Genomic DNA, 12,756 nt, shown 5'->3' on the forward strand with positions numbered 1-12,756 from the left:
GCATCTGGTGACAGTCAGTCGTGATGTTTGGCGAGTCGGTACATCGTCCAGTTCAGGCCGAGGAAGCGGATGAACTGCAGGACGGGGTTGCTTCGTCGTCGCAATTCGCCCGTCCCGGGCAGCGGCGCTGCATCGATTCGTGCCTGTGCGTCGTCCACGCTGATCTCCCTTGGTCGGTCAAGCAGGTTATTCGGGGATGAGGTACCAAAGCGGGTAGGCCTTGGCCTTGTAGATGAACAGGGTGTGCAGCATCCGTTTTACCCAGTGGGCGGCGAGCCCGATGTCTCCGGTTGTCTCCTTTGGATCTCGGCCGGCCGTGTTCGGGTGCCGGGAGTAGTCCGGCACGATGGGCGACATCGACATGGCCGCCGCGGTGCCGGTGAGCATTCCCGTTCCCGTCGAGGCGATGCAGGCGGCCGCCATATCGCCCATCGACGCCGTGTGGGTCGGCTCGGGGGAGCCGTTCAGGACCATGTCGGAAATGGTCATTGCCACGGCCTTGCCCATGGAGCCTGAGGGCATGCCTGTTCGTGGCGGGGCGGGTGCGACCAGTACGCCGTCGGGGGTCGCATAGGGGCGGGAAATCGCGTGCGGCGGGGCAAACGCGATCCCGATGCCGAACACGTTGCGGTGCAGCGGGTTCTGGTATGTCTTGGGCCAGTCTTGCGCCGTCCACTGGTCGAATGGTTTGGCTTCGTAGTTCGCGTCTACCCGCATGAACCCGCTGGGAGCGAAGATCGAACCCGTGATGTCGGATCCATCCCTGTCGAAGGCCTCAAGGCCCACGCCACGGAACGGTGGGAGAAGCATGGCGAAATCGAACGGCTGGGTGTTCTCCGTACCGTCGATCTGCCGGTAGTGGATGAGGCCGGGTTCGATCTCGGTGACCGCGGCCTGGGTGATCGCCTTCATCGCCCGTTCGCGGAAGAGCGACTCCATCCAGGCCTCGCTCGTGATCCTGCGGTCGCCCTGGCTGAAGGTCATTCCGCCGACGCCGAAATCGCCCAGCTCATGCTCGTTGGTCAGGTAGATGACCTCTGCGCGTTCCCGGACCCCTGCCGCGCGGAGCTCATGTTCGACATTGAAGGCATACTCGAACGCCGCGCCCTCGCAGGTGCAGGTCCCGTGGCCCACTCCGATCACCAGGACTTGCCGGCGACCGGTCTTCAACGTTTCGATGACCGCAGCCAGGCGTTTGGCCGCCTCGACGGCGTGGCTGGGCGTGCAGACCGACACGGTGTGACCGGCGTCCGGGCCGAGGCCCGGGGTCGCCTCGAAGTTCAGGCGGGGGCCCGTCGCATTGATGAGGTAGTCGTAACGGATGCGTTCGGTCTGGCCGGCCCGCTTCGGGTCCGTGTACACCACATCCACGGCTCCGCGGGGACTGTCGGCATCCCCGTCCGGTCGCAGTGCGACGGCCCGGGCCTGGCGGAAGACGATTCTCTTCCGCCGGTAGATCGGCGCGAGCGGGAACACCACCTTGTCGGGGCGCATCTTGCCGACGCCGACCCAGATGTTCGAGGGGATCCAGTTCCAGTTCGAGTTCGGTGACACCACGACCACCTCGTGCTTCCTGCCCAGTCTCCGCTTGAGGAACAGCGCAGCGGTGTGGCCGGAAACCCCGGCTCCCAGAATGACGACTCGTGCCATGTCAGACCTCTCAATCCCAGCCTCGATGCTGTTGTTCTGAACCATACTCCTATACCTAAGGGGGTATCGCTTATACCTGATGGGGTATTGCTTTCGCGCTGTCGGTTCATCGCAGGAAGGGAAGAGGGGTGCCCACGGTCTGTGGACGTCCCTCCACCGTCTGTTCGTGTCAGCCACCGAAGGCGGACAGGTGGTGCTGCGAGGCGGTGAGCAGGTGCTCGTAAACGGCCAGAACGTCGGGAGCGGTGACTCCGGCCGAAGCCGCCGTCAGGTCGGCGATGTCGGTCGTCTCGACCGTGCGGGCCGTTTCCCTGGCCGCGTCCAGGCTCGCCGAGCCCTGGGCAAGCAGGGTGTCGTAGAGCTTCTGGCTGGCGTCGGTCGGGAACATACCGACCTCGAGGCCGATGGTCGGGTCGGTGATGCTGTAGCGCTCCAGAAGAGTGCGAACGGCATCCAGGTGCATCGTCTCAGACCGGGCGATCCGGCTGAAGACCGCCGCGTCGTACTTCTCGGCGAAGGCGACATACAGGTCATGGGCGACCTTCTCCTCGGCCGCCATCGCAGTGAGGCTGGCCTTCTGCTCATCGGTCATCGTGCCGCTTGCCACGTCGGCGAGGCCGGCGGCCATGCCCACACCCTTGCTGGCGTCGCCCTGCATGCCGGCACGGTTTCCTGCGCCCATGCCTGCGCCCATCTCGGAGGCGGAGCCCATGCCGTCGCCCATGCGGTTCATGTGCTCAGTCTGGGCGTATGGCTGGCTGCTGGATGCTGTTGGTCCGGTACCCTGCGGATCCCCGCCGCGGTTCATGGCGGCGATGCTCGGTGTGGCGATGAGGGCGGTGATGACGACTCCGCTGGCGATCGCCGTGGTGATGATGATTCCCTTGCGCATGATGTGCTCCTTCAGATTGTGGGTTGTTGCTACCTACAAACTCCCTCCCCGCGGTGCAGGGGGTCTGCCGGGTGTGTGGAGATCGCGTGGAGAACTGAAGGCGCCGGCACCGCGAACGGGGGCGGCGGATAGGTTGAAGTCATGCCAACAGTGCTGGTCGTCGAGGACGAACGTGACATCCGGGACGTGCTCCGTCGGTATCTGGAACGGGCTGGATTCTCGGTGCTGACGACCGCGTCGGGAGCGGAGGCGCTGCGTCTGCTCGACTCGGCAGACCTCGTACTCCTCGACCTCGGCCTTCCCGACATCGATGGCACCGAGATCCTCCGCGAGGCCCACGGAATGCAGAACCTTCCCGTGATCGTGCTGACGGCCCGCAGTAGCACGGACGACCGGATTCACGGCCTCGAGCTGGGCGCCGATGACTACGTGACCAAGCCGTTCAGTCCCGCCGAGGTGGTGCTTCGGGTGCAGGCCGTGCTCCACCGATACAGCGGACTGCCCGGGGAGGCCGGCCCTGTCGCCTACGGCAACGGGCGGCTCCGCATCGATGAGGCCTCGCACAAAGCGTGGCTGGACGGAGCCCTCCTCGATCTGACCCCTACCGAATGGGGGCTCCTGGCAGCGGTCGCGGCCGCGCCCGGGCGGGCTTACTCGCGTTACGAGCTGGTCAACCGGGTGCGCGGCTACGAGTATGCCGGCTACGAGCGCACCATCGACTCCCACATCAAGAACCTCCGGCGCAAGCTCGGGGCCTCGGGAGCGGAAGTTTTGGAGACGGTTCTCGGCGTCGGTTACCGGCTTGCTCTCCGGCGGGACGATGCGTCATGACGACCCGTGGTCTAGGGCTCGGCCCACTCGGACGTCGGTACCTGCTCGCGTTTATCCTGGTCGCGGTCTCGTCGGTGGCCGTGCTCACCGGCGCGGCCCTGGTGGGTGTGGATCGCGGAGTGCAGGTTTCGCAGCAGGCCGACCGTGAACGGGTTGTTGCGGCAGCCGCGGCGGCGGCTGCCGACGCCTACCGTTCTGGTGGTGGTTGGGAACAGGCCGATCTGGGCCGCGCCTTCGCGATCGGCGAGGCGGCATCGGCCCGACTCGCCATTCTCGACGTGAACGGTACCACCCTTCAATCCAGTGCTGACAACGGCGGAAATGCCAACAATCAGGGAATGGGCCAGGGTATGGGCCAGGGAATGGGGCAGGGCTCCGGGATGGGCCAGACGGTGGTGTCGGCGCAGATCGTGAGCGAGGGTAGCCAGGTCGGCACCGTTCGAATGAACTTCGGCGCCATGGTTGCGACGCAGGTGGTCGACGTGGCCTGGCCCTGGATCGCCGTGGCCGCCATCGTGGCACTTGTCATGGCACTCGGCGCGAGCTTCCTGGTCACGCGGCTCCTCGTTAGGCCCATCCAGGCGATCACGGGGGCCGCCCGGTCGTTCACGGCCGGCGATCGGAACTCCCGTGCCACGGGTCCCGGCCCGGGGGAGCTCGGCGAGCTGGCCGTCGCCTTCAACGGCATGGCGGATGCCGTGGTTCGGTCCGATCGCGACCGGCGCAACCTCACGGCCGATGTGGCCCACGAACTGAGAACCCCGCTGGCGGCGTTGCAGGCCGGACTGGAGGAGTTGCGCGACGGACTCGTGCAGCCCACGCCGGAGGGCCTCGCCGGCCTGCACGACCAGTCGCTGCGCCTGGGCCGGGTGGTGGCCGATCTGGCCGAATTGTCGGCGGTGGAAACCGCTGGACTCTCCCTGCACCTCGCATCCGTCGACCTGGCGCAGGTCGCCCGGAACGAATGCGCCCTCCGGGAACCCCAACTGCGCGCTGCCGAGCTCACCCTGACACTCGAGCCCGGGGGACCCGCATTCGTGCGGGCGGATGCCGACCGCCTGCACCAGGCCATCGGCAATCTCCTCGCCAATGCAGCCCGATATTGCCGGCCGGGTGACAGCGTGACCGTCACGATCTCCGTCGACCACGGTCAGGCGGTGCTCTCGGTCGCCGATACCGGGCCGGGCATCCCGCCGGAAGAACTCCCACACATCTTCGACCGCTTGTGGCGGGGCCGTGCGGCGGAACAGGTCGCCGGTTCGGGCATCGGGCTCGCTGTCGCGCGCGAAATCGTCAGCAGCCACGGCGGGACCATCCAGGCGACGTCCGCACCGGGTGAGGGAACCAGGATCACTATCCGGCTGCCCGCCACGGGCTAGGGCCGGCGAGGTCGAACCATGCGCCGTTGGCAGGTCAGGCCGTCGTTCGCCGCGCGGAGATGCTCGCGCGCACGGCATCCATGTCCAAAGCCTGCACTCCGGCGATCACCTCGCCGAGGGATGAGGCGTTGAGCGCTCCGGGCTGGGAGAACACGAGGATCTTGTCCCGGAATGCCATCAGGGTGGGAATGGAGCGGATGCCGGCCGCGGCAGCCAGGCCCTGTTCTGCCTCCGTGTCGACCTTCGCGAAGATGATCTCGGGGTGCTTCTCCGACGCGGCCGCGAAGGTTGGCGCGAACATGCGGCACGGGCCGCACCAGCCGGCCCAGAAGTCCACCAGCACGATGCTGTTGTCGGTGATGGTCTCGTCGAAAGTCATTTCGGTGATGTCAGTGGTAGCCATGGTCCGACAATATACCCCCTAGGGTATTTCCCGCAAGAGAGCCGTGCGCTCGACATGTCTGCGCCCGGACGTTCCCTCTCTTGCGAAAAAATACCCCCGGGGGTATTGTGATGCGATAGAACCGACCCGCATCGAGACTTGGAGGACCACGGACCATGGACGTCATCGTCATCGAAACCCCGCAACTGGGGGATCGCAGCTACCTGGTGCATGACGGCGTCGTGGCGCTTGTCATCGACCCGCAACGCGACACCGACCGAGTGGAGGCCGCTGCCCTCGAAGCGGGGGTCACGATCACCCACGTTGCCGAGACCCATCTGCACAATGACTACGTGACCGGTGGGTACGATCTTGCCCAGGCGCACGGCGCCGAGTACCTGGTCAACGCGGCCGACCCCGTTTCGTTTGAACGAGAACCGGTCACGGACGGCCAGATTGTCCAGATCGGCGCCTTCAGGGTCACCGTCGTCGCCACCCCGGGACATACGCACACCCACGTTTCCTACATCGTCAGCGATGGCACTACTGAAGCCGTCTTCTCCGGTGGAAGCCTGTTGTACGGTTCCGTCGGACGTACCGACCTGGTTGCCGCCATCGACACCGTCGGACTCACCCATGACCAGTACGCGTCCGTGCGCAAGCTCGTGCACGAAGCCCAGCACGACGCGGCGCTCTTCCCGACACACGGGTTCGGCTCGTTCTGCTCCAGCGGCCCCGCCACCGGAGCCGGCTCATCCACCATCGGCGAGCAGATCACGACCAACCACGCCCTGACCGACGCCGATGAGGAGCACTTCGTCGCTACGTTGATCGCCAACCTCACCGCGTACCCGTCGTATTACGCGCACATGGCACCGGCCAATATGCAGGGTCCCGGTCCGGCTGACCTCGAGGTGCCCGAGTCTCTGGATGCCGCAGAGCTCACCCGCAGGCTCGCCGACGGTGAATGGGTCGTCGACCTGCGTAATCGCGTCGCGTTCTCCAGTGGCCACCTGCAGGGGGCCGTGAGCTTCGAGTATGGCAATGGTTCCAACTTCACGACCTATCTCGGTTGGGTTCTGCCCTGGGACGAGAAACTCACTCTCGTCGGCACACACGCCGACGTCGAAGACGCAATCCGTGACCTGTCGCGGATCGGCATCGATTCCCCGGATGCAGCCATCGGCACCGAGCCGCGCGCGCTCGCCCCGGATGCCCCGGTTGCTTCTTACCCCCGCGTCGGCTGGGCGGAACTCGCGCGCGACCACGCCGCAGGCGACGTGCTTCTGGACGCGCGACGCACCGACGAGTTCGCCGACGGGCACCTGATCGGCGCGGTCAACGTGCCACTGCACGAGATCCTTTCCCGGATGGACGAGATCCCAGCGGGCACCATCTGGGTGCACTGCGGGTCGGGTTACCGTGCCGGCGTTGCCGCGAGTCTGCTTCAGCGTGCGGGCCGGGACGTCGTGCACGTGGACGCCTCCTTCGCCGATGTCGAATCGGCCGGTATGCCGATGGCTGAGAAGGCGGTCTAGCACCGTGACCGTGCTCCGAACGGCAGGACACTCGGCCGAGAGGCGAAGCCTTCCAGGCTCGTCGATACTCCCTGGAAGATGTTCCCAATCGGAGTGCTTTTCGGGTTGGGGTTGGATACGGCTGCGCCAATCAGCCTGCTCGTCGTCGCCGGGGTGCTCAGACCGACCTGCCGTGGTACGCGGCATTGGCTCTCCCCGTCATTTTCATGGCCGGAATGGCGTTGTTCGACAGCGCCGACGGAATCCTGATGAATCGTGTCTACCAGTGGGCGTCCACGGACCCGCTTCGGAAGGTGTATTACAACCTCATCGTGACCGGGGTATCCGTATTCGTCGCATTCTTCGTTGGGGGAATGGGCCTGTTATCCCTCTTCACCGATCTCGGCATCGGCTGGGGAACTCTTGACCTCATTGCGACCATCGGCCCCGACGCCGTGGGCCCAATCCTGGTCGGCGGCTTCACGCTCGTCCTGCTCTCCGCGGTTTTGTGGTCGAGATACCGCACCGACACCTCACTAGAAAGGCGCCCTCAATGGAACTCGCTCCCCAGCAGGTATTCACCCGACATGGCGAGGTCCGGATCATCGACGTTCGAGAAAGCGATGAACTGGTTGACGGGATGATCTCCGGCGCACAGCACATCCCACTGGTTATGCCCCAGCTCCCGTGATCGTCACTGCCCTCGTCCTGGGCGTGATCGTCGGGGCGCTGCTAGGCCTGGTCGGCGGGGGCGGGTCGATACTCGCGGTCCCCGCCCTTGTCTACGGTGTAGGCCTGCCCCTCGCCGAGGCCATTCCGAGCTCCCTGATCGTAGTCGGAGCAGCCTCCGCCGTTGCCGTGCTCCCACGGCTTCGCCGCGGCGTGCATTGGCGCCTCGCCTTCATCATCGGCGTGGCCGGAGTGGCCACCGCCTACCTGGGCACGACGGTCAACCGGATGCTCGACCAGCGTGTGCTTCTCGGCGCCTTCTCGGTGATCATGGTGGTCGCCGGTGTGAGAATGTTCCTCCCAACCCGGTCGGCCGGTGGCCCCTGTGCTCTTCCCGGTGGACGTGTCAACTGGCGCAGTTGCCTGCCCAGGGCTCTTGCCGCCGGTGCCGTGGTCGGATTTCTCACCGGACTGCTCGGCGTCGGCGGGGGTTTCCTCATCGTGCCGGCACTCACGCTGGTCCTCGGCCTGCCGATGGGCGTGACGGTGGGCACCTCGCTGGTCATCATCGTCATTAATTCCGTCGCCGGATTTGCAGCGCACCTCGACGAGGTCCAGATCGACTGGGCGGTCACTGGCGCGTTCGCCGCGTCTGCCATGGGCTCATCCCTGGTAGCGGGCCGGCTCGGACGAGGCCTGTCCGACACTGTCCTCAAGCGGGGGTTCGCTGTCCTGGTTCTCGGTGTCGCGGCCTATGTAGCGATCACGGCACTGATCGGCTGAACGTACGTCAGCCGCACGTGCCTAGGACAACGCCAGGAAGAGCTTCTCGAGTTCTTCCACCCGGAGCGGCGTCCTTGCCGAGTCGGCGTTTGTTTCGCTGAGGCATTCTTTCATCGCCGTTGAGATGATCGTGAACCCAGCACGGTCGATCGCGCTGGATACCGCTGCGAGCTGCGTGACAACCGTTCGGCAATCCGCGCCTGACTCAACAGCGGCAATGACGGCGGCCAACTGCCCTTGGGCGCGTTTGAGCCTGTTGACGGTCTTGCGTAGGTCGTCGGATGTGGTCGGTGCGGGGGAGGCGGCGACCGGTTCGTCGCGGCGAGACGCTGAAGGGATCTGCAGGTTTGGCGCAGATTCTGGGGATGATGCCATTCGGTGCTCCTGTGCTGGCGCGAGGTGTCCATGTGCTCGGGTGAGGTTGACCCTCAAAAGAATACCCCGTACCGTATAAAAATACCCCTATGGGTATATACGCTTTCGCGGATATCCCTTCCTATGTGTGATGAGGCCAGCTATGCAGAACGGACGAACTGTCGGCGTCGACTCAGCGCGAGGGATGGCGAGACGGCTGGTGGATTCCATCCTGAATGCGGGCGCATCCCTCCCGCGATGGCCGGCCCGCCGCTGGTGGATCGCGCTCGCTGCTGCGGTCGGCACCTACCTGGTCATCGCGATTCCGACCGACTTGATCGACACGCCGTTCTTCGCACGCGCAGTCGCCCCGACGTCCTGGTCCTGGCCGGTGCTCGCCGCGAGCGCGATACTCGCCGGGCTCGTGTCCGCCACATACGTCGCGTACCCGGAGGGTGCAGCGCCCCGTCGCGCAGAGGGACGACTCGGTATGGCCGGATGGATGATCACCTTCTTCGCGGTCGGTTGCCCCGTATGCAACAAGATCGTTCTCCTCGCCCTCGGTGCAAGCGGAGCGCTGCAGTTCTTCGAGCCGGTGCAGCCGTACCTGGCCGGGGCATCCATCCTTCTGCTGGGCTGGGCGTTGCATGCCCGCCTCACTCGGGAGAGCTCATGCACTTTGGCGTCTGCTGCGCCGAGTCCCATCGTTGTACCGAGCCGGGAGGCATTGACCAGATGAGAATTCCGGGCATGATTCGTGAACTGCGGTCCTGGCCTACACGTCGTCGGCTGATCATCGTTACCGTCGCCGCGATGGCCCTGACCGGACTGACGCTCGCATCCGGAACCGTCGCGATCGTTGGCGGGTCCCTGGTGTTCCCCGGTCCCTGGTGGGCGGATGCGGTCACGGTAGGGGGTGCTTGCCTGATCGGTCTGGTCGTGGCCAGCTACGTCGATGCACCGATCGGTGCGGATGCCACCCTGTGTGATCTTCGCTGGCCGGCGCTCGGCCTGATCTCGCTCTATCTGTCGACCGATCTGCGCACTGCAGTGCCTCTGCTCGAGCCGGGCATTCGTCCTGTCGTCGGCGTCGCGGCGATCGCGTTGTTGGTGTGGGCATTGCTGGCACGGCTGAATAGCGAATACAAGGCAACGCGTAGCCAGCGTCGGTCAGGTACGTCAGGCGGCATCGACGGCACCGAAGACGGCGAAGTATGCACGACGTGCCGCCCGTTGTTCCCGAGAGTCGGCGGCCGTCCGTGACGGAGGTCGGGACAGCCTACGACACGGAGCCTGACGGTGGCGGGCGCGGTCAAGCAGTGACCGGTGCCGGGCTCCTCCTGCACGTCAGCGGCGCCGATGCGACACTGATCCAGGCCGGCATCCGATCCGCGCTCAATGCCAGCGCCCAACTCCCGACGCTCACGATCGAGATCGTGGTCCAGGGGTCGGTCGTGTTGTTCCTGCGCGCGCGATCGGACCTGGAAAACGCCCTGACCGAGCTCGCTGCAACGCCCGTGCGGGTGCTGTCCTGCCAGAACAGCATGCGGTCCGTCGGGCTGGACGCCGCTGATTTGCTTCCGAGTGTGTCAGTCGTCCCTGCGGCTGTCGCCCATCTGACCGCTCGGCAGTTCGAGGGCTGGGCTTACATCCGCGTGTGAGCCGGACGGGGCATCCGTCGCGGTCAGGCCGTCGGCCGGGGGCTCCTCCGGATTCCGGTAGATCGACAGTTCCGGTCCGGGGTGGCGCCGGGTTTGGACGATGATGAGGACGATCCCGGCGATGGCGGCGAGGAGCGCGATGTCCACGTTGATCTTGAGGTCGAAGAGGAAATACTCGGTCGGGTCCAGGCGGAGCGACTCGAGGAACGCCCGTCCGGCGCCGTACCAGAGCAGGTAGAAGCCGAGGGTCTTGCCCCAGCGGAGGTTGAACCGGCGCTCGAGCACGAAGATGATCAGCACGACACCGATCGCGTTCCAGATCATTTCGTAGAGGAAGAGCGGCTGGAAGAGCGTCCCGGCCGGCAGCCCCGTGGGGAAGGCCGCGTTCGTCGACTCGATCTCGAGTCCCCAGGGGAGGGTCGTCGGGCCACCATAGAGCTCGTGGTTGAAGTAGTTCCCGAAGCGGCCGAACGCCTGCGCGAGGAGCAGGCCGGGGGCGAGGGCGTCAGCGAACGAGAAGAATCTGATGCCGGCCCGACGGCAGCCGATATAGGCTCCGATGCTGCCGAAGAGGATCGAACCGAAGATCGCGAGTCCGCCTTCCCAGACGAACAGCACTTTCCAGAGATCCGCGCCGGGGAAGAAATAATCGGTCGGATGAGTGACGACGTGGTACAGGCGACCGCCGACGATTCCGATCGGGACCGTCCACATGGCGATGTCCATCACCATGCCCGGCTTGCCGCCACGAGCCGTCAACCGCGCCGAGGACAACCAGACGGCGATGACGATGCCGGTCAGGATGCAGAGCGCATAGAAGTGAACACGCAGGGGTCCCAGATCGAAATAACTGATGGATGGGCTCGGAATGCTGGTGTGAAGCACCGTGTTCACCTTTCGATCGTCGGTCTCGGCGCAGCTGGCGGACGAAGGTCTCCCAGAGGTTCCGGAGGGGTCCGATGTCTCGAACCGCCCAAAGCTTATTCGGGTCCGCTGGGTGCCCCGCACCAGTGCGGCCGCATAGGCGGATGCTGGGAAGGTTCTCATAGAGGGGCGACCCGTGAGGGAGCGGTGCACCCAATGGAGCGATCCCCGAACGCTACGATCGAAACGTGAGGCCCGTCCCGAATTCGGTTACTCCGTCGTGGGTCGCCCGAATCGTCGTGGTCACGGCGCTCGTCGGTGTCGGGGCAGGTTTGGGCGGGCTCGCGGTGAGCGTCCTCCTTCGAGCGATTCAACACCTCGCCTACGGCTACTCCGAAGGCACCTATCTCGACGGGCTGGCCAGGTCCGCACCGCAGACACGCGTGATCGCCTTGTGCGTTGCGGGCGTGATCGGTGCCGTCGGCTGGTGGGCCGTGCGTCGCTGGGGGCGACCCATCGTCCCGGTGGACCGAAGCGTTGCCGGCGAGCGGATGCCCGTGCTCGCGACCCTGGTGAACTCGGCCTTGCAGATCGTGATCGTCGGGTTGGGCGCGTCGATCGGCCGCGAGATGGCCCCCCGCGAGCTGGGCGCACTGGCGGCGGGCTGGCTCAGCGAGAAGGCAGGCGTCACTGCCCGCGAACGTCGTGTTCTGGTCGCGTGCGGCGCCGGGGCAGGGCTCGCCGCGGTCTATAACGTGCCGCTCGGGGGTGCGCTCTTCACCGTCGAGATCCTGCTCGCCGAGCTGACTCTGGCCACGGTCCTGCCGGCCCTCGCCACGTCCGCGATCGCGACACTGGTCGCGCAAATCGTTGTGCCCACGACCCCGCTGTATTCCGTGCCGCAGTTCACTCAGACCCCATCGCTCCTGGTCTGGTCTCTTCTTGCCGGACCCGTGATCGGGTTCGCTGCGGTCGGTTTCGTGCGACTGGCCGCCGGGGCCGAGAAACGGCGTCCGCAGGGCTGGCTGATTCTGGTCGTCATGCCGCTGGTGTTCTCGGCCATTGGACTACTGTCGCTCCTGCTTCCAGAAATTCTCGGCAACGGACGTTCACTCGGCCAGACCGCGTTCGACGCCGTCGTGCCGATCGGGCTGGTGGCGGTGCTCCTCGTTGCCAAGGTAGGAGCCACGATCGCCACGATCGGCAGCGGTGCCGCCGGAGGAACTCTGACGCCCTCGCTCGCGATCGGTGCCGCGTTCGGCATCGTGACCGGAGGGCTCTGGGGCACGTTGTGGCCCGGTACTCCGGTGGCGGCCTTCGCCCTGGTCGGCGCGGCCGCATTCCTCGCCGCTGCCATGCGCGCACCCCTGACAGCTCTGGTCCTGGTGCTCGAATTCACCGGGCAGGGACCGGCACTGCTGATCCCCATGACGCTTGCGGTTGCGGGTGGTGTCGTCGTGGAATACCTCCTCGGGCGGAGACGGTTCCTCGGCATCGACTAGCGCGGATCATGTGCCGATGGAGTCCGGTCAGTGGCTCGCGGCAGTCAGGAGTGTACGCACTTCGGCGAGGGTCGGTACACGGCCGGAGACGACGACTTTCTCGTTGATGACGAGGGCAGGGGTGCTCATCACGCCATATCCGAGGATCGCGGTGTAGTCCTCGACTTTTTCGATGCTGGCCTCGAGGCCGAGTTCGGCGACGGCGGTGGTGGCAGCCTTGGTGAGGTTGACGCAATTGCGGCAGCCGGGGCCGAGGATCTTGATGTTCATGA

16 protein-coding genes are annotated in these 12,756 nt (G+C 65.8%); 9 read left to right on the forward strand and 7 right to left on the reverse strand.

What is annotated here, in order from left to right; genetic code table 11:
• Positions 1–14: 14 nt before the first annotated feature.
• The 3 genes from E3O46_RS18140 to E3O46_RS00815 form a co-directional block, all read right to left on the reverse strand.
• Positions 15–158 carry a hypothetical protein gene (locus E3O46_RS18140; protein ID WP_166787303.1) on the reverse strand — a complete coding sequence of 48 codons (144 nt, stop codon included), beginning with the start codon at positions 156–158 and terminating at the stop codon, positions 15–17.
• Between the two features lie 28 nt (positions 159–186).
• The gene (locus tag E3O46_RS00810; RefSeq protein WP_134560921.1) at positions 187–1,650 is read right to left on the reverse strand and encodes an NAD(P)/FAD-dependent oxidoreductase; all 1,464 of its coding nucleotides are present in this window, start codon (positions 1,648–1,650) and stop codon (positions 187–189) included.
• Between the two features lie 169 nt (positions 1,651–1,819).
• Positions 1,820–2,542, reverse strand: a complete 723-nt coding sequence (locus tag E3O46_RS00815) for a ferritin-like domain-containing protein (RefSeq protein WP_134447461.1) — start codon at positions 2,540–2,542, stop codon at positions 1,820–1,822.
• A gap of 141 nt (positions 2,543–2,683) precedes the next feature.
• Here E3O46_RS00815 and E3O46_RS00820 point away from each other — a divergent pair, with 141 nt between their 5' ends.
• Positions 2,684–3,373, forward strand: a complete 690-nt coding sequence (locus E3O46_RS00820; RefSeq protein WP_134447463.1) for a response regulator transcription factor — start codon at positions 2,684–2,686, stop codon at positions 3,371–3,373.
• Positions 3,370–4,752, forward strand: a complete 1,383-nt coding sequence (locus E3O46_RS00825; RefSeq protein WP_134560922.1) for a sensor histidine kinase — start codon at positions 3,370–3,372, stop codon at positions 4,750–4,752. The genes E3O46_RS00820 and E3O46_RS00825 overlap by 4 nt, the downstream gene beginning before the upstream one ends.
• 34 nt (positions 4,753–4,786) lie before the next feature.
• Here the strand turns inward: E3O46_RS00825 and E3O46_RS00830 are convergent, their stop codons facing one another.
• On the reverse strand, positions 4,787–5,155 hold the full coding sequence (locus tag E3O46_RS00830; protein WP_134447467.1) for a thioredoxin family protein: 369 nt from the start codon (positions 5,153–5,155) through the stop codon (positions 4,787–4,789).
• A 155-nt stretch (positions 5,156–5,310) separates the two neighbouring features.
• On the opposite strand from E3O46_RS00830, the gene E3O46_RS00835 reads away from it, so the two are divergent.
• From E3O46_RS00835 to E3O46_RS00845, 3 genes are all read left to right on the forward strand, one after another.
• On the forward strand, positions 5,311–6,672 hold the full coding sequence (locus tag E3O46_RS00835) for an MBL fold metallo-hydrolase (RefSeq protein WP_134560923.1): 1,362 nt from the start codon (positions 5,311–5,313) through the stop codon (positions 6,670–6,672).
• A 167-nt stretch (positions 6,673–6,839) separates the two neighbouring features.
• Positions 6,840–7,295, forward strand: coding sequence for a HoxN/HupN/NixA family nickel/cobalt transporter (locus E3O46_RS18145; protein ID WP_277612945.1), 456 nt, complete (start codon positions 6,840–6,842; stop codon positions 7,293–7,295).
• A 43-nt stretch (positions 7,296–7,338) separates the two neighbouring features.
• Positions 7,339–8,103 carry a sulfite exporter TauE/SafE family protein gene (locus E3O46_RS00845; RefSeq protein WP_134447473.1) on the forward strand — a complete coding sequence of 255 codons (765 nt, stop codon included), beginning with the start codon at positions 7,339–7,341 and terminating at the stop codon, positions 8,101–8,103.
• A 21-nt stretch (positions 8,104–8,124) separates the two neighbouring features.
• Here E3O46_RS00845 and E3O46_RS00850 read toward each other — a convergent pair whose 3' ends face one another.
• Positions 8,125–8,478 (reverse strand): metal-sensitive transcriptional regulator, encoded by a 354-nt coding sequence (locus E3O46_RS00850; RefSeq protein ID WP_134447475.1) that lies wholly within the window; start codon positions 8,476–8,478, stop codon positions 8,125–8,127.
• A 199-nt stretch (positions 8,479–8,677) separates the two neighbouring features.
• Between E3O46_RS00850 and E3O46_RS00855 the strand changes: the two genes are divergently transcribed.
• The 3 genes from E3O46_RS00855 to E3O46_RS00865 are packed head-to-tail and all read left to right on the forward strand — an operon-like array spanning position 8,678 to position 10,118.
• Entirely contained in the window at positions 8,678–9,196 is a 519-nt protein-coding gene (locus E3O46_RS00855; RefSeq protein WP_174775109.1) for a hypothetical protein, read from the forward strand.
• An 11-nt stretch (positions 9,197–9,207) separates the two neighbouring features.
• Positions 9,208–9,720, forward strand: a complete 513-nt coding sequence (locus E3O46_RS00860; RefSeq protein ID WP_134560924.1) for a hypothetical protein — start codon at positions 9,208–9,210, stop codon at positions 9,718–9,720.
• Positions 9,717–10,118, forward strand: a complete 402-nt coding sequence (locus E3O46_RS00865) for a DsrE family protein (RefSeq protein ID WP_166788258.1) — start codon at positions 9,717–9,719, stop codon at positions 10,116–10,118. Before E3O46_RS00860 ends, E3O46_RS00865 begins: the two co-directional genes overlap by 4 nt.
• On the opposite strand, the gene lgt is transcribed toward E3O46_RS00865, so the two are convergent.
• On the reverse strand, positions 10,047–11,003 hold the full coding sequence (lgt, locus tag E3O46_RS00870) for a prolipoprotein diacylglyceryl transferase (RefSeq protein ID WP_241987307.1): 957 nt from the start codon (positions 11,001–11,003) through the stop codon (positions 10,047–10,049). The two genes, E3O46_RS00865 and lgt, sit on opposite strands and share 72 nt — an antisense overlap.
• Before the next feature lie 227 nt (positions 11,004–11,230).
• Here lgt and E3O46_RS00875 point away from each other — a divergent pair, with 227 nt between their 5' ends.
• Positions 11,231–12,484 carry a chloride channel protein gene (locus E3O46_RS00875; protein WP_166787306.1) on the forward strand — a complete coding sequence of 418 codons (1,254 nt, stop codon included), beginning with the start codon at positions 11,231–11,233 and terminating at the stop codon, positions 12,482–12,484.
• 27 nt (positions 12,485–12,511) lie between these two features.
• Here E3O46_RS00875 and E3O46_RS00880 read toward each other — a convergent pair whose 3' ends face one another.
• The gene (locus E3O46_RS00880) at positions 12,512–12,754 is read right to left on the reverse strand and encodes a thioredoxin family protein (protein WP_134447483.1); all 243 of its coding nucleotides are present in this window, start codon (positions 12,752–12,754) and stop codon (positions 12,512–12,514) included.
• Between the last annotated feature and the right edge of the window lie 2 nt (positions 12,755–12,756).

The sequence above is a fragment of the Cryobacterium glucosi genome, assembly GCF_004402235.1.
Classification (GTDB): Bacteria; Actinomycetota; Actinomycetes; order Actinomycetales; family Microbacteriaceae; genus Cryobacterium; species Cryobacterium glucosi.

Excerpts from the sequence above, each read along its gene's own strand:
- E3O46_RS00810 (WP_134560921.1), bottom strand. The coding sequence starts at position 1,650 with ATGGCACGAGTCGTCATTCTGGGAGCCGGGGTTTCCGGCCACACCGCT.
- E3O46_RS00815 (WP_134447461.1), bottom strand. The coding sequence starts at position 2,542 with ATGCGCAAGGGAATCATCATCACCACGGCGATCGCCAGCGGAGTCGTC.
- E3O46_RS00820 (WP_134447463.1), top strand. The coding sequence starts at position 2,684 with ATGCCAACAGTGCTGGTCGTCGAGGACGAACGTGACATCCGGGACGTG.
- E3O46_RS00825 (WP_134560922.1), top strand. The coding sequence starts at position 3,370 with ATGACGACCCGTGGTCTAGGGCTCGGCCCACTCGGACGTCGGTACCTG.
- E3O46_RS00830 (WP_134447467.1), bottom strand. The coding sequence starts at position 5,155 with ATGGCTACCACTGACATCACCGAAATGACTTTCGACGAGACCATCACC.
- E3O46_RS00835 (WP_134560923.1), top strand. The coding sequence starts at position 5,311 with ATGGACGTCATCGTCATCGAAACCCCGCAACTGGGGGATCGCAGCTAC.
- E3O46_RS00850 (WP_134447475.1), bottom strand. The coding sequence starts at position 8,478 with ATGGCATCATCCCCAGAATCTGCGCCAAACCTGCAGATCCCTTCAGCG.
- E3O46_RS00860 (WP_134560924.1), top strand. The coding sequence starts at position 9,208 with ATGATTCGTGAACTGCGGTCCTGGCCTACACGTCGTCGGCTGATCATC.
- E3O46_RS00880 (WP_134447483.1), bottom strand. The coding sequence starts at position 12,754 with ATGAACATCAAGATCCTCGGCCCCGGCTGCCGCAATTGCGTCAACCTC.